This window comes from Mycobacterium sp. HUMS_12744610 (genome assembly GCF_041206865.1).
Classification (GTDB): Bacteria; Actinomycetota; Actinomycetes; order Mycobacteriales; family Mycobacteriaceae; genus Mycobacterium; species Mycobacterium servetii.
Map to the genome: position 1 here is coordinate 5,721,236 of NZ_JBGEDP010000001.1, position 23,231 is coordinate 5,744,466.

A 23,231-nucleotide genomic window follows, 5' to 3' on the forward strand; every position below is an offset into this window, starting at 1 on the left:
AAGTCAGCAATCACGGTCATTCGCGCTCCTAGGCGGCGGTTCGCTGGCATCGGCACCCTCGGCCGGGCACTCAGGCGGGCGCATACCCGGTTCGCCCAATTCCTCACGCACGATTTCGAGTGCAGCATCCAGCGCCGGCATCTCCCTGTCCCGCGTCGCGGCGGCCCGCGCCGCCGCGACGGCGTGCTCGCGCAGCTCGGAGTCGATGGCGCTGACCCGCTCGCCGACCTGCGCGTTCTCGGCCTCGTCACGGACGACCAGGGCGGTGCTCAGCGCCCACTCGGCGGTCAACACCCGGGTCGCGACCAACTCCTCCGCAACGGAGCGCAGCGACGACGTCAGCTCGCCCGCCCAGCGGTCCAGCAGCGCGCGGTCGTGCAGCAGGCCGCGCAGGTAGACCACCAGGAACGTGACGGCCAGCCCGACCGCCACGCAGACCACCGCACCGGCGATCTGAAGTCCGGGAGCTAGCCGCGGGGCCAGGCCGGACACCGTCCGGCTCAGCGTCAGCGCCACGCCCAACCCGAATCCGGCGCCCAGCAGCGTCATCAGCCAGGTCTCCTGCCGCCGCGACCTGAGGGGCGGGGCGGCGGCGGCGACCGACGGCAGCTCCCCCGGGTCCAGCTCGAGGCCCGGGAGATCCAGGGGCAGGCCCACCACCTGGGCCACGTCCGCCAGGTGGGCGGCGGTGCCCTCGCTGACCTCGGCGACCACCTCGTCGGCCCGCCCGCGCGCCCGAGCCTCGAAGCCGGGCATGTCCCGCCGCGACAGCCTCGCGGCGTCCTCCTGCAACTCGGTCCGCACCGACGCGCAGCGGTTGCGCGCGAAGTGGGACAACTGGACCCGCGCCTGCTGCATCTGACCGCGCAGCGTGATGGTCCGCTCGGATCTCGTCTGGCGCCGCTGCCGCAACGCGGCGCCGCGCTCGTCCCGCAGCGCATCGACGCGGGCCCGGCGGCCGGGCCCGTCGGCGTCGCGATCGAAGCGTTGCGCGGCGCGCCGCAGCCGCGCCTCCCACGCCCGCAACCGGTTGCGCCGAGCCAGGTCGGGATCGGCGATCCGGGCGCTCACGCACTCGACCACCTCGTCCATCCGGGGCTCGCCGAGGTCGGGCAGCGCGGCCGCGCCCACCCACGGCACCGCGGCGTAGCGGGGCGCGTGCGCGGCCAGCGTCTCGCGGTCGGTCTCGAGCACGTCGCGCCAGCCGTGCTGCACATCGATCTTCGACACGACCCCCACCACCACGTCGGTGCCGGCGGCCGCGGCGTCGAGCAGCGCGCAGTCGGACGGGGTCAATGGGGCCGCCGCCGACACGACGAACACCACCGCCGTCGGCGCGTCACCGGGACCGAGGTCCGTCGACTCGACGAACTTGTGCTGCGGCAGCCGCTCGCGCAGCGCGTCGGCGACCGCGGTCACGCCGGCCAGCCAGGGTCCGGTGACCAGCACCACGTCGCGGCGGGTGAGGGTGGGCGGACCCAGCTGGGGCGCCGCCGCCCCGACGCGGGCGTCGACCCCGGCGACCGGATCGTCGCTGTCGGGCGCGTCGCCGCTCACCACGCCTTTCCCGACTGCTCGGGCAGCGAGCCGCAGGCCCGTGACCACAGCCGCAGCGACCCGCGGGCGATGTCCGCGCCGCAGGCGCGGTGCAGGTCGCTGACGGGGCCCAGGCTGTAGCGCTGCCACCGCACGGCCCGCGGTAGGTGTGCGGCCGCGTCGGCGTCGGCGCCCTCGGCGGAGACGGGGCCGACCTCGAGCCCGGCCGCCTCCGCGACGTCGACCGCTGCGGCCATCCTGGCCACCACCGTGTTGTCGCGGGTGAGGAAGCCGCTGATCCGCTCGTCGCCGACGGCGAGGGCCTCCAGTTCGGCGACGGCATCGAGGACCCGCCGGTAGCGCACCTCGGCGCCGACGGCCGACAGCCCGCCCAGGACGGCATCGACGCGGCTCATCCGGCGCAGCAGAACCCGGATCTGCGCCTCCGTCCTGCCCTGGCGCAGCGCGGCCACCGCGAGGGCGGCGCCGAACAGGCCCAGCGCGTCCAGCAGGCGCAGCCGGACGTCGGCGGGCACCGCGACGTCCGCCGCGAGGAACCCGTCGCAGGACTGATCGAAGAGGTCGGCGTGGCCGGGCCCGTCGGCCAGCACCCGCAGCGCGGCCCACAGGCCGTCGTCGAGACCGTCGAGCGCGGCAACGGCGAGCAACCCGATCATCGGCTCGACGGGCACCCCGGCGAGTGCCGCGAGATCGGCGCACCGGGCGCGCGCCGCCGCCGTCGGCCCGTCACCGGTGCGGCCCGACAGCGAGCCGACCAGGTCGGCCTTGCTCAGCACCGCCAGCACCGGCTGCCGGGCGGCCGCGATCGCGTCGGCGTCCTCGGGTTTGATCACCTCGGCGACCACGTGGACGATCAGTTCGGCACCGGAGCCCACCGGGCGCGCCGCCGGTGTCTCCGAGAACGTCGCCGGCCCGGTGGCGGCCCGCTCCCCCGCCGCTTGCAGGGCGCGCGCCACGGTGCTGCGTCCCGCCCCCCGGCGCCCGCGGACCACCACGCGCAGCGGTTCGGCGGTGCGCTCGGCGATCGCCGTCACCCGGGGGTCGGCGTGCCCGGCGGCGAATCGCGTCAGCTCGTCGACGAACATCCGGTGACCCTGCCCGTTCATGCCCTGCCCCCGTCCGTCCGGCCCGCCCGCCCCGGTGCACCCGGCTGTAGCCTCGTTTCCGAGGCCGGTGCGTTTGCCGGGCACGGCCCGCGTCGTCGCCGGGCGGTACCACCGAATGGTGGCACCTGGACTAAAGAGATGCGAGCCACCGTTCATCTGTTACCAGCCGAAGGCAACCGTTGGGTATCAATCCGGACCAGGGGCGGCCACATCGCGCATTCAGGGGCGTTTATGGGCCACGATGAACAAATGCATTCGCAACCCGGCGTGGGGGTACGGCCCGACACACCGGTGGATGCGGGGGCGCAGGGCATGCTGCCCGCCCCGGGCCCGTCCGGGGCCGGTCACGAACAGCGTCGCCTGCCGGCCACGGCGTTCCGCTCGCGGCGTTCCGCGCTGTCCGGGGCCCAGCGCGACACCTGGGACCGCCGGTGGCCGCAGCTCGGTCTGTCGCTGGGTGAGCAGGAGGTCCCGGGCGGCGAGCCGCTGGACACCCGTGCCTGGTTCGGCCGCGCCGCACCGGTGGTGCTCGAGATCGGTTGCGGCAGCGGGTCGTCGACGCTGGCCATGGCACAGGCGGAGCCCGACGTCGACGTGATCGCGGTCGAGGTCTACCGGCGGGGCCTGGCCCAGCTGCTCTGCGCGATCGACCGGGAACAGGTCGGCAACATCCGGCTGATCCGCGGCAACGGGATCGACATGCTGCAGCGCCTGATCGCCCCGGGCTCGCTGAGCGGGGTCCGCGTCTTCTTCCCGGATCCATGGCCGAAGGCGCGCCACCACAAGCGCCGCTTCCTGCAGCCGGTCACGATTGGCATGATCGCGGACCGGCTACTCCCCGGTGGTGTCCTGCACGCGGCGACGGACCACCCGGGTTACGCCCAGCACATCGCCGAGGCCGGGATGGGCGAACCGCGACTGCGCCGGGTCGAGCCCGGCACCGAGTTGCCTATCTCGGTCGCCCGCCCCACCACCAAGTACGAGACCAAGGCGCACGAGGCGGGCAGCGCCGTGACCGAGTTGATCTGGACGAGGCGAGCATGAGCCTGGCGGAAGAGGCCACAGCGACGCCGGAATCCCTGGAATCCCCGGCCGACGCGGCCGGTTCCGGCCTGTCGGGCTTCTCGCCGTCGGGCGGGCGGGTCCTACTGGTGTGGGACGCACCCAACCTCGACATGGGTTTGGGTTCCATCCTGGGCCGGCGGCCGACCGCGCTGGAGCGTCCGCGTTTCGACGCACTGGGGCGCTGGCTGCTGGCCCGGACGGCCGAGGTCAGCGCCGAGAGTCCCGGGGTCGTCGTCGAACCCGAGGCGACCGTCTTCACCAACATCGCCCCGGGCAGTGCCGAGGTGGTCCGGCCCTGGGTGGACGCCCTGCGTAACGTGGGGTTCGCGGTCTTCGCCAAACCGAAGATCGATGAGGACAGCGACGTCGACCGGGACATGCTCGCCCACATCGAACAGCGGCGCCGAGAGGGGCTCGCGGCGCTGGTCGTGGCCTCGGCCGACGGTCAGGCGTTCCGGGAGCCGCTCGAGCAGATCGCCCACACCGGGGTGCCGGTGCAGGTGCTCGGATTTCGCGAACACGCGAGTTGGGCGCTAGCGTCGGATACCTTGGATTTCGTCGACCTGGAGGACATCGCCGGTGTCTTCAGGGAACCGTTGCCGCGGATCGGTTTGGATTCGCTGCCAGATCAGGGGGCGTGGCTGCAGCCGTTCCGGCCGCTGTCAGCGCTGTTGACCACCCGTGTGTGACACTGGGAAACCTATGCGCGGGTCGGTAACGATCCAGTAAGGAGCTTGCGTGTTCGCCTGGTGGGGTCGAACTGTGTACCGCTACCGGTACATCGTTATCGGGGTCACGGTAGCTCTGTGCCTGATCGGTGGCGTGTTCGGCATAAGCCTGGGCAAGCACGTCACGCAGAGCGGTTTCTACGACGACGGCAGCCAGTCAGTGAAGGCCTCGATCCTGGGCGACAACGTCTACGGACGGGACCGCAGCGGCCACATCGTCGCCATCTTCAAGGCCCCCAACGGCAAGACCGTCAACGATCCGGCCTGGTCGAAGAAGATCACCGACGAGCTCAACAAGTTCCAGAAGGACCACTCCAAGGAGGTGCTGGGCTGGGCCGGCTACCTCCGCGCCCCCGACACCACCAACCCCGTGGTCAAGGGCATGGCCACCGACGACAAGAAGTACACGTTCGTCTCCATACCGCTCAAGGGCGATGACGACGACACCATCCTGAACAACTACAAGGACGTCGCCCCGGCCCTGCAGAAGCTGGACGGCGGCACGGTGCAGCTGGCCGGGCTCGAACCGGTGGCCAACGCGCTGACCGGGACCATCGCGACCGACCAGCGCCGGATGGAGGTGCTGGCGCTGCCGCTGGTGGCGGTGGTCCTGTTCCTGGTGTTCGGCGGCGTGATCGCCGCCTGCCTGCCGGTGATGGTCGGCGGGTTGAGCATCGCGGGCGGCCTGGGCATCCTGCGGCTGCTCGCGGTCTTCGGGCCGGTGCACTTCTTCGCCCAGCCGGTGGTCTCGCTGATCGGGCTGGGTATCGCGGTGGACTACGGCCTGTTCGTGGTGAGCCGGTTCCGGGAGGAGATCGCCGAGGGCTACGACACCGAGGCGGCGGTGCGGCGCACCGTGATGACGGCCGGGCGCACCATCGCGTTCTCGGCGGTGCTGATCATCGCGTCGGGCGCGAGCCTGTTGATGCTGCCGCAGGGCTTCGTGAAGTCGCTGACCTACGCGCTGATCGCCGCGGTGGGGCTGGCCGCCCTGCTGTCGATCTCGCTGCTGCCCGCCTGCCTGGGCATCCTGGGTAAGCACGTCGACGCCCTTGGCGTGCGGACGCTGTTCCGCGTGCCCTTCCTGCGCAACTGGAAGGTCTCGCGCGCCTACCTCAACTGGCTCGCCGACCGCCTGCAGAAGACGAAGACCCGCGAAGAGGTCGAGGCCGGCTTCTGGGGCAAGCTGGTCAACTGGGTGATGAAGCGGCCGCTGGTGTTCGCCATCCCGATCGTCGTCGGCATGATCCTGCTGGTCATCCCGCTAGGCAACCTGAAGCTGGGCGGCATGAGCGAGAAGTACCTGCCGCCCGACAACTCGGTGCGCCTGGCGCAGGAGCATTTCGACAAGCTCTTCCCCGGCTACCGCACCAATCCGTTGACACTGGTGATCCAGACGACCAACCACCAGCCCGTCACCGACGCCCAGATCGCCGACGTCCGCAACCGGGCGATGTCTATCAGCGGCTTCATCGACCCGGACAACGATCCGTCGAAGATGTGGCAGGAGCGCAGCTACGCACCGGGAGCGTCGAAGGACCCGTCGGTCCGGGTGCTGCAGAACGGGCTGATCAACCCCGGTGATGCCCCGAAGAAGCTGAGCGAGCTGCGCGCGATCGCCCCGCCCAAGGGGCTCGAGATATGGGTCGGTGGCACGCCGGCCCTCGAACAGGACTCGATCCACAGCCTGTTCGCCCAGATGCCGCTCATGCTCGTCGTGCTGCTGACCGCGACCATGCTGTTGATGTTCCTGGCGTTCGGGTCGTTCGTGCTGCCGGTCAAGGCTGCGGTGATGAGCGCCCTGACGCTGGGGTCCACCATGGGCATCCTGACGTGGATCTTCGTCGACGGGCACTTCTCGAAGTGGCTCAACTTCACCGCCACCCCGCTGACCGCGCCGGTGATCGCCCTCGTCGTGGCGGTGGGCTATGGCCTGGCCACCGACTACGAGGTGTTCCTGGTGTCGCGGATGGTCGAGGCGCGGGAACGCGGCATGTCCACGGCGGAGGCCATCCGGATCGGCACCGCCACCACCGGGCGGATCATCACCGCCGCCGCGCTGGTGCTCGCCGTGGTCGCCGGGTCGTTCGTGTTCTCCGACCTGGTGATGATGAAGTACCTGGCCTTCGGGCTGATGGCGGCGCTGCTGCTGGACGCGACCGTGGTGCGGATGTTCCTCGTGCCATCGGTGATGAAGCTGCTCGGCGACGACTGCTGGTGGGCGCCCCGCTGGGCTCGGCGGCTGCAGAACCGCATCGGCCTGGGCGAGATCGACCTGCCCGACGAGCGCAAGCGGCCCACGATCAACGGCCGGCCCGCGCGGCCCCCCGTCTCGGCGGGCGCGCTGGTCGCCGCCGCCCCGCGGACACCGCACGACCCCACGCATCCGGGCGCGCCCGAGCCGGCGCGGCCCCGCCCGTCCGGCAGCCCGTCGGGACCCACCCGGGCCGACGCGCCGGACCGGAGCGCGAGCGCCGCGACCGGAAACCAGAAACCGCCCGGCCGGGAACGGCCCGCCGACTCCCGCGGCCCGGGCCAGCCCGCCCCCGCGCGGCCCCCCTCACCTCCGGCGCCGCCGCCGTCCGCCGGTCAGACCCGGGCCATTCCGGTCCCGGCCGAGGACGCGGCCAACAAGGCCGAGGCGGGCGATCCCGCGGACCCCACCAAGGCCATGCCGGTCATGCGCTCGGAGGCCGACGACTCCGAGACCGCCACGGAGAAGCTCAACGCCCGCGGGCAGGAACCCGGACAGCAGGACGACACCGACAAGGCGCGCCAGCGCCGTCGCATCGGCGGCGCGCTCAGCGCTCAGGACCTGCTGCGCCGCGAGGGCCGGCTGTAGGTCCGGCGGCGCTCAGTCTCAGGCGTCCGCGGGCTGGTCGGGTTCCGCCCGGACGATGACCCCGACGTCCTCGGCGTCGCCGGTCTGCTTCCTGACTTCGGCGTCGGGATCGCGGGCTAGCAGCACCTGCAGCGCGTTGTTGAGGAAGGCGACCGACGGCACGGCCAGCAGGGCGCCGACGATCCCGGCGAGCACACCGCCGGTGGAGATGCCAGCACCACCCCGAGCGGGTGGATGGAGACCGCGCGCCCCATCACCAGCGGCTGCAGCAGATGGGCTTCGATCTGGTTCACCACCACCAGCAGGCCCAGCGTGATGAGCGCGTAGACGAACCCCTTGGCCAGCAGCGCGACCATCACGGCCAGGAAACCGGCGATCACAGCACCGACCAGTGGGATGAAGGCGCCCAGGAACACCAGCGAGGCCAGGGGCAGGGCCAGCGGTATCCCCATGATCGCCAGGCCGGTGCCGACGCCGGCGGCGTCGGTCAGCGCCACCAGGAACGTGGCCCGCACGTACCCGATCAAAGAGCCGTACCCCGCGTGGCCAGCCGCGAGCACCCGGTCGCGGGAGTGGGCGGGGATGATCTTGGCGACGTACTGCCAGATGTTGCGCCCGCCGTAGAGGAAGAAGATCAGGGTGAACAGGACCAGCACCGCGGCCGTGACCAGCTCGGTGATGGTGGCGGCGGTGGACAGCGCGCCGCTGGCAGTTTCGCCTGATTGTTGCGCAGGGCCTCGATCGCGGCGTTGCCCGCGCTGTCGATCTGGTCGCCGCTCAGGTGCGGCGGCCCCTGGATGAGCCACCTGCGGGTGGAGTCGATGCTCTGGGTGACCTGGTCGGTCAGGCCGGGCAGGCCGTCGATGAACTGGGTGACGACGAAGGCCAGGATGCCGCCCAGGCTCGCGAGCCCGCCGAGCAGGACCAGCGCCACCGCCCCGCTGCGGGGCAGGCCGCGGCGGTCCATCCAGTCGACCGCCGGCACCAGCAGGGCGCTCAGCATCAGCGCCAACAACACCGGTACGACGATGATCTCGAGTTTCTTGAGAAGCCAGGCCAGTGCGACCAGCGCGGCAAAGATGACCAGCAAACGCCACGCCCAGGCCGCGGTTTTGCGGACCAGGGGCTCGACGGAGGCCGCATCAGAGGGTTTGTCGACGTTTCCCGACATTGCGCCAGCCTAGTCATCGCCGCGGCCGCCCCCGGGTCTCGAACGCCGGCACGATCCGGTTACGACGGCGACACGGCCGGAGCCGCGTCCCGACTGCCGCGCCACCTGCACCGTTACCCTAAAGCACGTGTCTCACGACGCACCCGCCCGCAAGCTCGACGTGTCGCGCGAGGAGACCTCGCGCGGCAAGTACTGGTGGCTGCGGTGGGTCATTCTCGGCATCGTCGGGATCGTGCTCGCCGTCGAGGTCTCGCTCGGCTGGGACCAGCTGACCAAGGGTTGGGTGAGCGTCTACGAGGCCAACTGGTGGTGGCTGCTGGCGGCGGTGGCGGCGGCCGCCGCGTCGATGCACAGCTTTGCCCAGATCCAGCGAACCCTGCTGAAGTCCGCCGGGGTCCACGTCAAACAGCTGCGGTCGGAGGCCGCCTTCTACGCCGCCAACTCGCTGAGCACCACCCTGCCCGGCGGGCCGGTGCTCTCGGCCACGTTCCTGCTGCGCCAGCAGCGGATCTGGGGCGCCTCGACGGTGGTCGCGTCGTGGCAGCTGGTGATGTCCGGGGTGCTGCAGGCGGTGGGTCTGGCGCTGCTGGGCCTGGGCGGGGCGTTCTTCCTGGGCGCCAAGAACAACCCGTTCTCGCTGCTGTTCACCCTGGGCGGCTTCGTCGCGCTGCTGCTGCTGGCCCAGGCGGTGGCCTCGCGCCCGGAGCTGATCGACGGCATCGGTTGCCGGGTGTTGTCGTGGGTCAACTCGGTGCGCGGCCGGCCCGCCGACACCGGCCTGGACAAGTGGCGCGAGACGCTGATGCAGCTGGAGTCGGTGAGCCTGGGCCGGCGCGACCTGGCCGTGGCGTTCAGCTGGTCGCTGTTCAACTGGATCGCCGACGTCGCCTGCCTGGGCTTCGCGGCCTACGCGGCCGGCGACCACGCGTCGGTCGCCGGGTTGACGGTCGCCTACGCAGCCGCCCGCGCGGTCGGCACGATACCGCTGATGCCCGGCGGGCTGTTGGTCGTCGAGGCGGTGCTGGTGCCGGGCCTGGTCTCCAGTGGCATGTCACTGCCCAGCGCCATCTCGGCCATGCTGATCTACCGGCTGATCAGCTGGTTGCTGATCGCCGCCGTCGGCTGGGTGGTGTTCTTCTTCGTGTTCCGCACCGAGAACGCCGATGACTCCGCCGTCCCGGACTACGACGACGCCCTGGCCGCGCGCTCACCCATGCCGGATCGGGAGTCGGCAGACCCGACCGAAACGGCCCTGCAGGGTCCCCTGCCGCCGCCCGAGCACGAACCGGAGACCGGGGGCTGACGCGCGTCCTCGGGCGGTGTCACCGACACCGCTAGCCGACGGTGTTGTTGCGCGACGGGCCCGACAGCGGGTTGGCGGCCACCGGCGCTGGTCCGGTCGCCGCGGGCGGGGCGCCCGTCCCACCGACCGGCAGCGCGCCGGCGCCCTGCATCTGCTGCATCATGCCCATGGCCTGCGGGATGCTGATCGGCACCTTGCACTGCAGCGACAACCCGGTCAGCGGGTCGGAGATCTTCTGCATGTCGGCGGCGACCTTGGGGTTGGCCTCGAAATAGGTCTTCAGCGACCCGAGGGACTGCGGCCCGGGCTGCTCCTGCAGCAACGCGGTCATCGTCTGGTTGGTCTCGGGGTGCGAGTCCAGGTAGTCGCCCATCGACTTGACGACCGAACCGGCCGTGCGGGCGACCTCGCTGGCCGAGCACGGGTCCTTGGCCCCACTCGCGGGCGGCCCGGCCGCCACCGCCACCGCGGCGACGGCGCCCGGCACCAACGCGGCGAGCGTTCCGAGCGAGAAGCTGCGCAGTCTGCGGCGCACGGTCGCGGGGCCTGTGGTCATCGAAGAAATCCTCCAAGCTTGCGACGGCGCGACCGGATTTCCCCCGGTTGGCACGCCGTCGGATCGACTGCGGTCAACGGCCCTTTTCTCGCAGAGTTCCCCAACCCCTCGCGCGGCCATCGGCCATCCTGCCAGCCCGGCGGTGCGGCTGCCAACGCATGTGATCGATATCCCCCGCGACGGCTGAGGTCACCGATGTGCAACGACTTGGCCGCGTCTTGGCAACATCGGTGTTGCCGCAGCTCAGGATGCGAATAAGCCGAACGCCTACACAGGCGGCTGCGGTATCCTCGCCTGCACGCGTCGCGTGAGAAGACCGGGGAGCCCAACATCCAGCAGTACATGATGCGCGTCAGCCGCAGCCTGCGCAGATACCGCTGGGTCGTGTTCGCGGGCTGGCTGCTGGCGCTGGTACCGGCGATCTACCTGGCGTTGACGCAGTCGGGCAACCTCACCGGCGGTGGTTTCGAGGTGGCCGGCTCCCAGTCGCTGCTGGTCCACGACCAGCTGCAGGATCAGTACCGCGACCTGGGGGCGTCGTCGCTGGCGCTGGTGGCCGCACCCCGCCCGGACGCCACCTACCAGGACATGAGCGACGCGGTCGCGGAGCTGCGCGGGATCGTCGGGCAGTTCCCCGGCGTGGCCGAGGCACCCAGTCCGCGGCAGCGGCCGCCGCAACCCGACCGGCCCTACGTGTTGTCGCTGCGGCTGGACGCCCACAACTCCGGCACCAGCGACGTCGCCAAACAGCTGCGCACCAGGATCGGCGTCCAGGGCGATCACCCGGGTCACACCGCCAACGGCCGGGTGCGGCTCTACGTCATCGGCCAGGGCGCGCTCAGCGCCGCGGCGGCGGCCAACACCAAGCACGACATCGCGGCCGCCGAACGCTGGAACCTGCCGATCATCCTGATCGTCCTGCTGGCGGTGTTCGGGTCCCTGGCGGCCGCCGCGATCCCGCTCGCCCTGGGTATCTGCACCGTCGTGGTCACCATGGGGTTGGTCTACCTGCTGTCCGACTACACGACCATGTCGGTGTTCGCGGCGCCGACGGTGTCGATGTTCGGCATCGCGCTGGCCGTCGACTATTCGCTGTTCATCCTGATGCGCTTCCGCGAGGAACTGCGCTCCGGCCGGCAGCCCCGCGAGGCCGTCGACGCCGCGATGGCCACCTCCGGGCTGGCCGTGGTGTTGTCCGGGCTGACCGTCATCGCCTCCATGACCGCCATCTACCTGATCAACACCCCGGCGCTGAAGTCGATGGCCACCGGGGCGATCCTGGCCGTGGCGGTGGCGATGCTGACCTCGACCACCCTGACACCGGCGGTGCTGGCGACGTTCGGCCGCGCGGCGGCGCGGCGGTCGGCGCTGCTGCGCTGGTCGCGCCAGCCGGACTGCACCCAGTCCCGGTTCTGGAACCGCTGGATCGGCGGGGTGATGCACCGCCCGTGGATCTCGGCGCTGGCCGCCTCAGCCCTGCTGCTGGTCATGGCGGTACCCGTCTCGTCGATGGTGCTGGGCAACAGCCTGCTGCGCCAGTTCGACTCCTCGCACGAGATCCGCGCCGGCGTGGCCGCGGCGGCCCAGGCGCTCGGCCCCGGCACGCTGGGCCCGATCCAGGTGCTCGTCACCTTCCCCGACGGCGGGGCGTCCGCACCCGAGCACAGCCAGCTGCTCGGCGCGATCCGGCAGCGGATGGCGCAGGCTCCCGACGTCACCTCGGTCTCGCCCCCGCAGTTCGCCGACGACAACGGCAGCGCCCTGCTGTCCGCGGTGCTCTCGGTCGACCCCGACGACCTGAGCGCCCGGCAGACCGTCGGCTGGCTGCGCGCGCAGCTGCCCAAGGTCCCCGGCGCGGGAACGGCCCGCGTCGACGTCGGCGGGCCGACCGCGCTGATCAAGGACTTCGACGACCGGGTGTCGCAGACCGAGCCGCTGGTGCTGCTCGTCGTCGCCCTCATCGCGTTCGCGATGCTGCTGCTGTCCATCCACTCGGTGTTCCTGGCGCTCAAGGGCGTGGTGATGACGCTGCTGTCGGTGGCGGCCGCCTACGGCAGCCTGGTGATGGTGTTCCAGTGGGGCTGGCTGTCCGACCTGGGGTTTCCCCGGATCGACTCGATCGACAGCACCGTGCCCCCGCTGGTGCTCGCGATGACCTTCGGGCTGTCGATGGACTACGAGATCTTTCTGCTCACCCGCATCCGGGAACGGTTCCTGCACACCGGGAACACCCGCGACGCCGTAGCGTGCGGCGTAAGCACCAGCGCCCGCACGATCACCAGCGCCGCCCTGATCATGATCGCGGTGTTCATCGGGTTCGCGTTCGCCGGCATGCCCCTAGTCGCCGAGATCGGCGTGGCCTGCGCGGTCGCGATCGCGGTGGACGCCACCGTGGTGCGGCTGGTCCTGGTGCCGGCGCTGATGGCGATGTTCGCGCAGTGGAACTGGTGGATCCCGCCCTGGCTGTCGCGGGTCCTGCCGTCGGTCGACTTCGACCGGCCGCTGCCCGAGGTCGACCTCGGCGACGTCGTGGTCATCCCCGACGACATCTCCGCCCTGGTCGCCCCCAGCGCCGACCTGCGGGTGGTGCTCAAGTCGGCCGCGAAGCTCAAGCACCTGGCTCCCGACGCGATCTGCGTGGCCGACCCCCTGGCGTTCACCGGCTGTGCCCGCAACGGCGCGAAAGCCGCCGGCGGGCGGGGACTGGGTCCGGGCCAGATCCCGCACCGGGTCGACCTCGGCGAGCAACGGGAGCTGGTCGCGGCGGGCCGCGCCGGCAACGGCGAGGCGAACCCCGCCGCCAAACCGGCCGGGGGCCGCGCCGCCCGCAACGGCATCGCCCGCGCGATCACCGGAAACGGCCGTCCGGTGCACCCGGTCACGCTGTGGCGGGGCCGGCTGTCGGTGGCCCTCGATGCGCTGCAGACCAGCGGGGACGTCAGCGAGGAGTCGCGGTTCGAGCGGCGCAGCCCGGTGGAGACCGCCAACGTCCAGCTGCCCACCGGGGACCGCCTGTTGGTCCCGACCGGCGCCGAGGCGCTGCGCCTCAAGGGCTACCTGATCATGTGCCGTAACACCAGCCGCGACTACGCCGAATTCGCGGATATGGTCGGCACGGTGGAACCTGAAACCGCCGCTCTCGTTCTGGGCACAATGGACAAGTACTACTGTTGTGGGTCATCGGGGCGGGAATGGATCGCCACCCAGTTGGTCCGTCGGCTCGCAGACCCACATCCTTGCGATTTCACCGAAGAGCAGTGGTCCGGACCGGACGCCAAGGCGGACTGGGACGAGGTGAGACACCGCTGCCTGTCGGTGGCCGTGGCGATGCTGGAGGAGGCGAGGTGACGTTGGCATCCGACCGACGCCCCGCGTCGCCGTCGCCGCGGTCCGGCGGCGAAATTCTGCCCGATCCCGACCAGCCCGTCGAATTCTGGTCGACCGCCGCCATCCGCTCGGCGCTGCAGGGCGGGGACATCGCGACCTGGAAGCGCATTGCGGCCGCCCTGAAACGCGACCCGTACGGGCGCACGGCCCGCCAGTTCGAGGAAGTCCTGGACGGCGCCCGGCCATACGGCGTCACAGCCATCACGGGCATCTCTCGGGCCCTGTGTGAGGTGCTGGAACGGGCCCGCGCCCATCTGGACGCCAACGAACGCGCCGAGGTGGCCCGCCATGTGCGGGTGCTGATCGACCGGTCCGGCCTGGCCGAACACGAGTTCGCCTCCCGCATCGGGGTGGACCCCGAAGACCTGGCCACCTACCTCGCCGGCGGCGCCAGCCCGTCGGCCTCGCTGATGATCCGGATGCGCCGGTTGTCGGACCGGTTCGTCAAGGTCAAGTCCGCGCGCGCCGCGGAATCCAACTGATCGCTCAGCGGGAGTTCACCGGCACCACGTCGGACACCAGCCACGCGCTGCCGCGCTTGACCAGCCCCACCCGCAACGCCGGCGCCGCGCGGCCGGGCGGCTGGCCGGGCGCGCTCTGGGTCACCCGCAGGATCACCGCCACGCTGGCCACCGCGGGGCCGATGGCCTCAACCCCGGCCGCCAGCGCGGTGGCCTGCGCCGTGACGTTCTGGCGGGCGAGTTCGGCGCTGGACTTGGTGTACTGCTCCTTGAACGCCCCCGACCGTTCCGGCACCGTCAGCGCCGCGGCCTTGTCGATGGAACTCGTCGGCGCCCGGGGTGAACGACGCCATCGCCTCGGCCATCCTCGTGGCGATCTGCACCACCTCGCGCGAGTCCCGGTCGAAGGCGCGGTCGGCCCGGGTCCAGTGCGTGTAGCCGGTCAGCACCGCCGCCGCCAGGGCGGCCGTGCACAGGAAGACCACGGCCAGCCGCAGCCCCGGCGCCTCGTCGTCGGTGCCGACGCTGACCGAGTCGCGGCGCAGCAGCCAGAAGTTGACGCCCACCCCCTCCACGATCAGCAGCACCAGCGCCGAGCACGCCGCCACCCACCACAGCGGCCAGGCGAGCACCACCCCGACCGCCAGCAGCGCGGCGATCGCGGCCAGCGGGGCCACGACGTCGAAGGCCAGCAGCCGCCAGACGTTCCTCATCGGATCGATTCCAGCTTGGAGATCATCAGCTTGCCGTCCACGTCGGAGACGTCGAGCCGCAGGTTCCAGTGCACCGTCTGCGGCTTGGCGCCGGCGTTCTCGCTGACCGACGTCGCGACCAGCAGCACCGAGTCCGTGCGGCTGGCAAACGCCGGCAACTTGGTGGTGACGGTGGATCTAGGGGGCCTCTCGGCGCCGGGCCGGGTGTCCAGGTCGCGGTGCAGCGTGTCGATCGCCACCGCCTCGATGCGGCCGCTGCTGCGCGACTGTAGCTTGGCCACCACCTGCCGGTAGGGCTGCACGGCCGCGTCGAAGTCGGCGTTGAGCTCCCCGACGGTCCCGTCGTGCAGCCGCTGCAGGCTGGCGTCGATGTTGCCGCTGTTCATGTTGATCAGCACGCCCGACCAGTCGGCGGCGGTCTGCATGACGCGGGTCAGGTAGGTGCGCTCGGCGACCGCGTCGCGGTGGCCGGACCAGACGAGGGCACCGAGCACGACGGCGGCCACCGACAGCGCGCCCAGAACAGCCGAGGCGACGCCGTAATGGGAGAAGATCCGGTCGTCGGCGGGCGCGGTGTCCGGCGGGGCGGAGTCGTCGGCCCCTTCGCGGGCCGGTGACTCGGTTTGCTCGCCGTCGGACATGGCCCGATCGTCGCACCCCCGCGCGGATGGAAGGATGGCAGGGTGACAGTTGAGGCCATCCGCTCGGGCATCGACCTGAGCCATGTCGACCCGAACACCCGCCCCCAGGACGACCTGTTCGGTCATGTCAACGGCCGCTGGCTGGCCGAAGCCGTCATCCCCGCCGACCGGGCGACCGACGGCGCGTTCCGCCAGTTGTTCGACCGCGCCGAGGAGCAGGTGCGCGACCTGATCATCGAGGCCAGCGGCAGCGGTGCCGAAGCGGGCACCGACCAGCAGCGCATCGGCGACCTCTACGCGAGCTTCCTCGACGAGGAGGCCGTCGAACGCCGGGGCCTGCAGCCGCTGCGCGACGAACTGGCGACGATCGACGGGGCCGCCGACCCGGCCGCGCTGGCCACGGCGCTGGGCGCCCTGCAGCGCACCGGGGTCGGCGGGGGTGTGGGGCTGTATGTGGACACCGACTCGAAGAACTCGGCCCGCTACCTGGTGCACCTCACGCAGTCGGGCATCGGGTTGCCCGACGAGTCGTACTTTCGCGAGGAGCGGCACGCCGCGGTGCTAGCCGCCTATCCGCGACACATCGCGCGGATGTTTTCGCTGGTGTTCGGCGGCGAACCCGACCACCACGCCGAGACCGCGGCCCGCATCGTGGCGCTGGAGACGAAAATGGCGGCCGCGCACTGGGATGTGGTCAAGCGCCGCGACGCCGACCTCACCTACAACCTGCGCACCTTCGCCGAGGTGCGCTCCGAAGGGGCCGGCTTCGACTGGGACGGCTGGGTCGGCGCGCTGGGCGCCGCCCCCGCGGCGGTCGCCGAAGTCGTGGTGCGCCAACCCGATTACCTCACCGCCTTCGCCGCCCTGTGGCAAAGCGAGGACTTCGAGGACTGGAAGCGCTGGGCGCGCTGGCGGGTGATCCGGGCGCGCGCCGCCTGGTTGACCGACGACGTCGTCGCCGCCGACTTCGACTTCTACGGGCGGCTGCTGACCGGCGCCGAGCAGATCCGCGACCGCTGGAAGCGGGGCGTCTCGCTGGTGGAGAGCCTGATGGGCGATGCCGTCGGAAAGCTCTACGTGCAAAGGCATTTCCCGCCCGACGCCAAGGCCCGCATCGACGCGCTGGTGGAGAACCTGGAGGCGGCCTATCGGGTCAGCATCAACGATCTGGAGTGGATGACGCCGCAGACCCGGGAGCGTGCGCTGGCCAAGCTGGCCAAGTTCACCGCCAAGGTCGGCTACCCGGCGAAGTGGCGCGACTACTCGGCGCTGGTGATCGACCGCGACGACCTGTACGGCAATTACCAGCGCGGGTATGCCGTCGACCACGACCGCGAGCTGGCCAAGCTCGGCGGGCCGGTCGACCGCGACGAGTGGTTCATGACGCCGCAGACCGTCAACGCCTACTACAACCCGGGGATGAACGAGATCGTCTTTCCCGCGGCGATCCTGCAGCCGCCGTTCTTCGACGCGCAGGCCGACGATGCGGCCAACTACGGCGGGATCGGCGCGGTGATCGGGCACGAGATCGGGCACGGCTTCGACGATCAGGGCGCCAAGTACGACGGCGACGGCAACCTGGTCGACTGGTGGACCGACGACGACCGCACCGAGTTCGGCGCCCGCACCAAGGCGTTGATCGAGCAGTACGAGGGGTACACGCCCCGGGCGCTGAGCAACGGCCACCACGTGAACGGCGCGTTCACCGTCGGGGAGAACATCGGCGACCTGGGCGGGCTGTCCATCGCGCTGCTGGCCTACGAGCTGTCGCTGGGCGGCAAACCCGCCCCCGTCATCGACGGCCTGACCGGCGTGCAGCGCGTGTTCTACGGCTGGGCCCAGGTGTGGCGCACCAAATCCCGTGACGCCGAGGCGATCCGGCGGCTGGCCGTCGACCCGCACTCGCCGCCGGAGTTCCGCTGCAACGGGGTCGTGCGCAACATCGACTCGTTCTACGCGGCGTTCGGCGTCGGCGAGGGCGACGCGCTGTTCCTGGAGCCGGCGCGGCGCGTCCGCATCTGGAACTGACCCCGGGCGAGGAGGCTAGTTCTGCCAGTCGTTGGAGCCGTCGTTCTTCTTGTAGGTGCCGACGGAGTTCTTCACGACGATCGGGTCGCCGGGGCCGAAGTTGTCGTAGAACCACTTCGCGTTGGAGGGGCTGATGTTGATGCAACCGTGGCTGACGTCGCGCTTGCCCTGGTCGCTCACCGACCACGGCGCGCTGTGCACATAGTCACCGACGTTGTCGAAGCGGACCGCGTCGGTCACCGTCACCTTGTAGCCATAGGCGGAGTTGACGGGCACCCCGTAGGTCGAGGAGTCCATCACCACCGACGCCTTCTTGTCCTGGACCCAGTAGGTGCCGTTGGGCGTCTGGTGACCTCCGGCGGCCATCCCCATCGACATCGGGAAGGTCTTCTCCACCACCCCGTTGCGGGTGATGGTCAGCTGGTGCGTGGCGTCGTCGGCCGTCGCCACCAGCGCGTCCCCGGTCATGAAGTTGGAGACGGTGCCGCCGGCGTCGACGGTCACTGCGGTGTGGGCCGGCCAGAAGCTCAGGGGGCGCCACCGCAGCTGCGTCGGGGTCATCCAGTAGAACTTGCCCGGCACCGCGGGAACCGACGAGACGTGCACCGCGTCCACGGCGGCGCCGGCGTCGTCGACGCGGCCGGGGAAGTTGATGATGATCGGCTGGGCCACCCCGACGGTCGAGCCCGTCGCCGGGACGAAGCTGGGCGGACCGAACGGCGCGACGCCGGTGAACGGCGCCGGGTTCTGCCCGGCCGCGGGACCCGTGTAGGCCTGCTGCGCCACGGGCGCCGGGGCCTGCGGCCCGGGCGCCAGCGGCCCGGGTGCGGGGTCGGCCGGGGGCACGCCCCACGGCGGCGGGGCGGGCGGGTCGACGGGGCCGGCCACCAGCCCCGGATCGCCGGGGGCCTGATCCGGATCGGCCATGGCGGGCCCCGCGGTCAGCACCAGCAGCGGCGCCACGACCACGGCCAGTCCGGCTGCCCTCGTCCAGCGCGACATGTGCATCCCTCCCGTCACCTTCCTGAAACAGTGTGGCACAACGCGGTGACCAGCTACCTTCCCCGCGGCCGCCGCGGAACCGGAAAATGGCCGCAAAACCCCACGCGAGCTGCGGACTTATGAATCGCGTGAGCTTGTCGGCGTGACGTCCAGCATCTTCCTGTTGGCGGCCACGCCGATCAGTGCGACGCCCATCAGGCCCGCCGACGCGGTCAGCATCAGGGCGACGCTGTGCTCGTACAACAGCCCGCCCGCCAGCGAACCCGCCATGATGCCCACCTGGAACGCCGTCACGTACAGGCCCGACGCGCCGTCGGGGTCGTCGGCCCCGTTGCGCATGGCCGCGGACTGCATCATCGGCGACACGGCGGTCGCCATGGCCCCCCACAGCACGATCGCGCCCGTACCGATCAGCACGGTCGCCGCATTGAGCCGGCCGCCGAACGCCAGCGCCGTCAGCACCGCGAACGCGGCCGTCAGCCCCGCCATGCAGCAGATGATGGCGCCCCGGGGGCGGCGGTCCAGTGGCCGTGCCACCAGCGGCATCGCCAGCAGGCCCGCGACGCCGTAGGCCGCCAGCAGCCAGGCCAGGTTCGGCCCGTGCACGCCGACGACATTGCGGATGATCACCACGATGAACGTGTAGGACACGAAGTGGCCGGTCACCGCGACCATCGCCAGCAGGCTCACCGTGATCAGCGCGCCGTTGCGGTGGTGCCGCGACCGCGGGCCGACGTGGGCGAGCTGGTCCTCGGTGAGCACCATCTCCGGCAGCACCAGCCGGGCCGCCACCGTGACGACGGCCGCCGCGACGGTGATGCACACGACCGCCAGGCGCCATCCCCACATCAGGCTCAGGGCGGCCGTGAGCGGGCTGCCGACGACCAGCGCCAGGCTGGTCCCGACGTAGATCGACGTCGTCGCCCGGCCGGCGTGGCTGGGCGGCACCAGCCGGGTCGCGATCGGGGCGATCACCGACCACAGCAGGCCGTGGGTGAGCGCGCACAGCACCCGCCCGGCGGCCAGTACCGCGAAGTTGGGCGCCAGCGCGGAGATCACCTGCGAGGCGGTCAGGCAGGTCAGGCTGAGCATCAGCGCCCGCCGGCGCGGCAGGTGCGCGGTCCAGCGCACGAGCGGGACCGTCGTCAGTGCGGCGACCAACGCGTACCAGGTCAGCAGTGTGCCCACCGCGACCAGGCTGACGTGCAGGTTGCGTGCGATCGCCGGGAGGGCGCCGACAGGCAGGATCTCGGCGGTGACGTAGGTGAAGGCGGCCGCGGCCAGCACGGCGAACTGCGCGGCGACCCGTGGCGTCCACGTTCGCGCGGCAACGGTGGCGGTTTCGGCAGTCATGGCAGTGATCGCTTCGGAGCGCGCAACCTTCTCGGGCGAGGTGCCCGCGAGATCACGCTGTCCCTACCGTACGCACCGCAACGACGGGTTCCCCCGCCTTTGCGTTTCAACACGCCTGCGTTATCAGGAACGTACCAAACGCGCGATCGCGGCCGATGCCTCGGCCAGTTTGTCCTCGGCGTCGTTGCCGCCCTCGGCCACGGCGCGGGTGACGCAGTGGTTGAGATGCTCGTCGAGCAGGTTCAGCGCCACCGAACGCAGGGCGCTGTTGACCGCGCTGATCTGGGTGAGGACGTCGATGCAGTACTTGTCCTCCTCGATCATGCGCGCGATGCCGCGCACCTGACCCTCGATACGCCGCAGCCGCTTGGCGTAGTTGTCTTTCTGCTGCGAGTACCCGTGCGCGGTCGTCATCGTTTTTCTCACCCCTGCCACTACGTGCCTGCCGTGGGACCGGCCCACGGCCCGAATTCTACCTCATACCCCATCGGGGTATGACCCGCGCATTTGCCGCGCGGCGGGCTCGCGCATACTTGCACGATGGCCACACCAACCGATTCGACGCCCGGCACGGACATCAAACCACGTAGTCGTGACGTCACCGACGGCCTCGAAAAGGCCGCAGCCCGTGGCATGTTACGGGCGGTCGGCATGGGCGACGAGGACTTCGCCAAGCCGCAGATCGGGGTCGCCTCGTCCTGGAACGAGATCACGCCCTGCAACCTGTCCCTGCAGCGCCTCGCCGTGGCGGTCAAGGAAGGGGTGTTCGCCGCGGGTGGCTACCCGCTGGAGTTCGGCACCATCTCGGTGTCCGACGGCATCTCGATGGGGCACGAGGGCATGCACTTCTCGCTGCCGTCGCGCGAGCTGATCGCCGACAGCGTCGAAACCGTGATGCAGGCCGAGCGGCTCGACGGCTCGGTGCTGCTCGCCGGGTGCGACAAGTCGCTGCCCGGGATGCTTATGGCCGCGGCGCGCCTGGACCTGGCGTCGGTGTTCCTCTACGCCGGCACCATCCTGCCGGGGGTGGCCAAGCTCTCCGACGGCAGCGAACACCAGGTCACGATCATCGACGCCTTCGAGGCGGTGGGCGCCTGCGCCCGCGGGTTGATGCCGCGGGAGGACGTCGACGCGATCGAGCGCGCGATCTGCCCCGGCGAGGGCGCCTGCGGCGGCATGTACACCGCCAACACGATGGCCAGCGCCGCCGAGGCGCTGGGCATGTCGCTGCCCGGCAGCGCGGCCCCGCCGGCCACTGACCGCCGCCGCGACGGGTTCGCCCGCCGCAGCGGCGAGGCCGTCGTCGGCCTGCTGCGCCGCGGCATCACCGCCCGCGACATCCTCACCAAGGAGGCGTTCGAGAACGCCATCGCGGTGGTGATGGCTTTCGGCGGTTCGACCAACGCGGTGCTGCACCTGTTGGCGATCGCCCACGAGGCCGGGGTCGCGTTGGCACTCGACGACTTCAACCGGATCGGGTCGAAGGTGCCGCACCTGGCCGACGTCAAGCCGTTCGGCCGCCACGTCATGTCCGACGTCGACCACATCGGGGGCATCCCGGTGGCGATGAAGGCGCTACTGGACGCGGGCCTGCTGCACGGCGACTGTCTGACCGTGACGGGCCGGACCGTTGCCGAGAACCTGGCCGCCATCGCCCCGCCGGACCCGGACGGCAAGGTGCTGCGCGCCCTGAGCCACCCGCTGCACCCGACCGGCGGCATCACGATCCTGCGCGGATCGCTGGCACCCGACGGCGCGGTGGTCAAGACCGCCGGCCTCGACTCCGACGTGTTCGAGGGCACCGCAAGGGTTTTCGACGGCGAGCGGGCGGCGCTGGACGCTCTCGAGGACGGCACCGTCACCAAGGGCGATGCCGTGGTGATCCGCTACGAGGGGCCCAAGGGCGGCCCGGGAATGCGCGAGATGCTCGCCATCACCGGCGCGATCAAGGGCGCCGGCCTGGGCAAGGACGTGCTGCTGCTCACCGACGGCCGGTTCTCCGGCGGGACGACGGGTTTCTGCGTCGGCCACATCGCGCCGGAGGCGGTCGACGGGGGGCCGATCGCGCTCCTGCGCGACGGCGACCGGATCCGACTCGACGCGGGCGCCCGCACGCTCGACGTGCTGGCCGACCCCGACGAGTTCGCAGCGCGGCGCGACGGCGTGACGCCGCCGGCACCGCGCTACACCTCCGGCGTACTGGCCAAATACGTCAGGCTGGTCGGCTCGGCCGCCGGCGGTGCGGTCTGCGGCTAGGCCCGCCCGATCGCCTTGTGACTCAACGGACCTCGTGGCTGTGCGCCGACCTCGAAGGTCCCGCGACGCGCGTCCGCGTGCGCAGGTAGGTGGCGGCCAGGCCCAGGCGGTCAGCGAACCAACGCGAACGCGAAGCCGTCCCAGTACTTGGCCCCGACCGTCTGGATCACCGCCGTGTCGAGGCGGGGGTGCTCACCCATCAGCTGCAATGCCTGGCGGGTCGCCCGCGCCGCGGCGTCCGCGCAGTGCGGGTCGAGGATCTTGCCCTCGCGAATCACGTTGTCCAACAGGACAACCGAGCCGGGACGGGCCAGCTTGACCGCCCACTCCAGGTAGGCGACGTTGTTCTCCTTGTCGGCGTCGATGAACACCAGGTCGAACGGGTCGCCGGTCAGCGTCGGCAGCGTGTCCAGCGCGGCTCCGACCAGCACCTCCACCCGGTCGGCGACGCCGGCGCGCTGCAGGTTGGCCCGCGCGACCTCGGCGTGCCGGGGCTCGTATTCCAGGGTGACCACCCGCCCCTGGGGGCCGGCACCGCGCGCCAGCCAGATGGCACTGAACCCGCCCAAGGTGCCGATCTCGAGGATCCGCCGGGCCCGCACCGCGCCGGCCAGCAGGCTCAGGAATTTGCCCTGCTGCGCGGAGACGGCGATGGGCGGCAGGCCGGCCGCGTTGCTGGCCTCCAGCGCCGCGGCGAGGGCCGGGTCATCGCCGACCATTGCGGCGTCGAGGAATTCGTCGACATCGTGGGGAGTGGGTTTCGGGCTCATGAGGTCAACGCTAGCCGGGCCGATTCCGTCGGGGCCGTTTCCCTATACCCTTATGGGGTATATAGTGGGACGTACGCAAGTTCATGACATCGAAGGGGTGATTCAGCATGGCAAACTACGAAGCGGGAACCCTGTTGACCTGCGGGCACGAGGGCTGCGGCTGCCGCGTCCGCATCGATGCTCCCTGCAACTGCTCGGGCGCCGGCGAGGCGTACCGCTGCACCTGCGGCGACGAAATGGTCCCCGTCAAGTAGATCCGGCACCGCCGGTCGTACGTTCGGGCCCCGGTGCC

General features: G+C 71.2%; 17 protein-coding genes and 2 pseudogenes. 9 read left to right on the forward strand and 10 right to left on the reverse strand.

The annotated features are described in order from the left end of the window. Positions 1-3: 3 nt before the first annotated feature. Positions 4-1,557 carry a hypothetical protein gene (locus AB8998_RS27770; RefSeq protein ID WP_369741112.1) on the reverse strand — a complete coding sequence of 518 codons (1,554 nt, stop codon included), beginning with the start codon at positions 1,555-1,557 and terminating at the stop codon, positions 4-6. Next, a complete protein-coding gene (locus tag AB8998_RS27775) occupies positions 1,554-2,663 on the reverse strand; it encodes a hypothetical protein (protein WP_369741113.1) in 1,110 nt (369 codons plus the stop codon). The genes AB8998_RS27770 and AB8998_RS27775 overlap by 4 nt, the downstream gene beginning before the upstream one ends. Before the next feature lie 231 nt (positions 2,664-2,894). Here AB8998_RS27775 and trmB point away from each other — a divergent pair, with 231 nt between their 5' ends. From trmB to mmpL3, 3 genes are read left to right on the forward strand one after another with little or no spacing between them, the layout of a single operon-like run. Beyond that, positions 2,895-3,707: a tRNA (guanosine(46)-N7)-methyltransferase TrmB gene (gene trmB / locus AB8998_RS27780; RefSeq protein WP_369741114.1), complete on the forward strand. Its 813-nt coding sequence runs from the start codon at positions 2,895-2,897 to the stop codon at positions 3,705-3,707. Next, positions 3,704-4,417, forward strand: coding sequence for an NYN domain-containing protein (locus AB8998_RS27785; protein WP_369741115.1), 714 nt, complete (start codon positions 3,704-3,706; stop codon positions 4,415-4,417). The genes trmB and AB8998_RS27785 overlap by 4 nt, the downstream gene beginning before the upstream one ends. A 49-nt stretch (positions 4,418-4,466) precedes the next feature. Then, positions 4,467-7,298, forward strand: coding sequence for a trehalose monomycolate exporter MmpL3 (gene mmpL3, locus AB8998_RS27790; RefSeq protein ID WP_369741116.1), 2,832 nt, complete (start codon positions 4,467-4,469; stop codon positions 7,296-7,298). Positions 7,299-7,316: 18 nt separating this feature from the next. Here the strand turns inward: mmpL3 and AB8998_RS27795 are convergent. Next, positions 7,317-8,469 (reverse strand): annotated as a pseudogene (locus AB8998_RS27795) (AI-2E family transporter). A 127-nt stretch (positions 8,470-8,596) separates the two neighbouring features. On the opposite strand from AB8998_RS27795, the gene AB8998_RS27800 reads away from it, so the two are divergent. Further along, positions 8,597-9,772, forward strand: coding sequence for a lysylphosphatidylglycerol synthase transmembrane domain-containing protein (locus AB8998_RS27800; protein ID WP_369741117.1), 1,176 nt, complete (start codon positions 8,597-8,599; stop codon positions 9,770-9,772). Between the two features lie 31 nt (positions 9,773-9,803). On the opposite strand, the gene AB8998_RS27805 is transcribed toward AB8998_RS27800, so the two are convergent. Beyond that, positions 9,804-10,328 carry a hemophore gene (locus tag AB8998_RS27805; RefSeq protein ID WP_369741118.1) on the reverse strand — a complete coding sequence of 175 codons (525 nt, stop codon included), beginning with the start codon at positions 10,326-10,328 and terminating at the stop codon, positions 9,804-9,806. Positions 10,329-10,670: 342 nt separating this feature from the next. Here AB8998_RS27805 and AB8998_RS27810 point away from each other — a divergent pair, with 342 nt between their 5' ends. Both AB8998_RS27810 and AB8998_RS27815 read left to right on the forward strand, forming a co-directional pair. Beyond that, a complete protein-coding gene (locus tag AB8998_RS27810) occupies positions 10,671-13,676 on the forward strand; it encodes an MMPL family transporter (protein WP_369741119.1) in 3,006 nt (1,001 codons plus the stop codon). Beyond that, positions 13,673-14,197, forward strand: a complete 525-nt coding sequence (locus AB8998_RS27815; protein ID WP_369741120.1) for an XRE family transcriptional regulator — start codon at positions 13,673-13,675, stop codon at positions 14,195-14,197. The genes AB8998_RS27810 and AB8998_RS27815 overlap by 4 nt, the downstream gene beginning before the upstream one ends. Before the next feature lie 4 nt (positions 14,198-14,201). Here AB8998_RS27815 and AB8998_RS27820 read toward each other — a convergent pair. Then, a pseudogene (locus AB8998_RS27820) lies at positions 14,202-14,889 on the reverse strand (hypothetical protein). After that, positions 14,886-15,530, reverse strand: a complete 645-nt coding sequence (locus AB8998_RS27825; protein WP_369741121.1) for a hypothetical protein — start codon at positions 15,528-15,530, stop codon at positions 14,886-14,888. The pseudogene AB8998_RS27820 and the gene AB8998_RS27825 overlap by 4 nt, the downstream one beginning before the upstream one ends. Positions 15,531-15,572: 42 nt before the next feature. Here AB8998_RS27825 and AB8998_RS27830 point away from each other — a divergent pair, with 42 nt between their 5' ends. Further along, the gene (locus AB8998_RS27830; RefSeq protein WP_369741122.1) at positions 15,573-17,558 is read left to right on the forward strand and encodes a M13 family metallopeptidase; all 1,986 of its coding nucleotides are present in this window, start codon (positions 15,573-15,575) and stop codon (positions 17,556-17,558) included. A gap of 15 nt (positions 17,559-17,573) precedes the next feature. On the opposite strand, the gene AB8998_RS27835 is transcribed toward AB8998_RS27830, so the two are convergent. From AB8998_RS27835 to ricR, 3 genes are all read right to left on the reverse strand, one after another. Beyond that, positions 17,574-18,560: a L,D-transpeptidase gene (locus AB8998_RS27835; RefSeq protein WP_369741123.1), complete on the reverse strand. Its 987-nt coding sequence runs from the start codon at positions 18,558-18,560 to the stop codon at positions 17,574-17,576. Positions 18,561-18,677: 117 nt separating this feature from the next. Then, a complete protein-coding gene (locus AB8998_RS27840; protein WP_369741124.1) occupies positions 18,678-19,913 on the reverse strand; it encodes an MFS transporter in 1,236 nt (411 codons plus the stop codon). A 123-nt stretch (positions 19,914-20,036) separates the two neighbouring features. Beyond that, positions 20,037-20,327, reverse strand: a complete 291-nt coding sequence (gene ricR / locus AB8998_RS27845) for a copper-sensing transcriptional repressor RicR (RefSeq protein WP_369741125.1) — start codon at positions 20,325-20,327, stop codon at positions 20,037-20,039. Positions 20,328-20,453: 126 nt separating this feature from the next. Between ricR and ilvD the strand changes: the two genes are divergently transcribed. After that, a complete protein-coding gene (ilvD, locus tag AB8998_RS27850) occupies positions 20,454-22,169 on the forward strand; it encodes a dihydroxy-acid dehydratase (protein WP_369741126.1) in 1,716 nt (571 codons plus the stop codon). A 110-nt stretch (positions 22,170-22,279) separates the two neighbouring features. Here the strand turns inward: ilvD and AB8998_RS27855 are convergent, their stop codons facing one another. Next, positions 22,280-22,939, reverse strand: coding sequence for an O-methyltransferase (locus AB8998_RS27855; RefSeq protein WP_369741127.1), 660 nt, complete (start codon positions 22,937-22,939; stop codon positions 22,280-22,282). 107 nt (positions 22,940-23,046) lie between these two features. Here AB8998_RS27855 and mymT point away from each other — a divergent pair, with 107 nt between their 5' ends. Continuing rightward, a complete protein-coding gene (gene mymT, locus AB8998_RS27860; protein ID WP_369741128.1) occupies positions 23,047-23,193 on the forward strand; it encodes a copper-binding metallothionein MymT in 147 nt (48 codons plus the stop codon). Positions 23,194-23,231 lie beyond the last annotated feature (38 nt).

What these genes read in the sequence shown, in the direction of transcription:
- AB8998_RS27775 (WP_369741113.1), bottom strand. Translation starts at nt 2,663, where the DNA reads ATGAACGGGCAGGGTCACCGGATGTTCGTCGACGAGCTGACGCGATTC.
- trmB (WP_369741114.1), top strand. Translation starts at nt 2,895, where the DNA reads ATGGGCCACGATGAACAAATGCATTCGCAACCCGGCGTGGGGGTACGG.
- AB8998_RS27785 (WP_369741115.1), top strand. Translation starts at nt 3,704, where the DNA reads ATGAGCCTGGCGGAAGAGGCCACAGCGACGCCGGAATCCCTGGAATCC.
- AB8998_RS27805 (WP_369741118.1), bottom strand. Translation starts at nt 10,328, where the DNA reads ATGACCACAGGCCCCGCGACCGTGCGCCGCAGACTGCGCAGCTTCTCG.
- AB8998_RS27810 (WP_369741119.1), top strand. Translation starts at nt 10,671, where the DNA reads ATGATGCGCGTCAGCCGCAGCCTGCGCAGATACCGCTGGGTCGTGTTC.
- AB8998_RS27825 (WP_369741121.1), bottom strand. Translation starts at nt 15,530, where the DNA reads ATGTCCGACGGCGAGCAAACCGAGTCACCGGCCCGCGAAGGGGCCGAC.
- AB8998_RS27835 (WP_369741123.1), bottom strand. Translation starts at nt 18,560, where the DNA reads ATGTCGCGCTGGACGAGGGCAGCCGGACTGGCCGTGGTCGTGGCGCCG.
- AB8998_RS27840 (WP_369741124.1), bottom strand. Translation starts at nt 19,913, where the DNA reads ATGACTGCCGAAACCGCCACCGTTGCCGCGCGAACGTGGACGCCACGG.
- ricR (WP_369741125.1), bottom strand. Translation starts at nt 20,327, where the DNA reads ATGACGACCGCGCACGGGTACTCGCAGCAGAAAGACAACTACGCCAAG.
- ilvD (WP_369741126.1), top strand. Translation starts at nt 20,454, where the DNA reads ATGGCCACACCAACCGATTCGACGCCCGGCACGGACATCAAACCACGT.
- AB8998_RS27855 (WP_369741127.1), bottom strand. Translation starts at nt 22,939, where the DNA reads ATGAGCCCGAAACCCACTCCCCACGATGTCGACGAATTCCTCGACGCC.
- mymT (WP_369741128.1), top strand. Translation starts at nt 23,047, where the DNA reads ATGGCAAACTACGAAGCGGGAACCCTGTTGACCTGCGGGCACGAGGGC.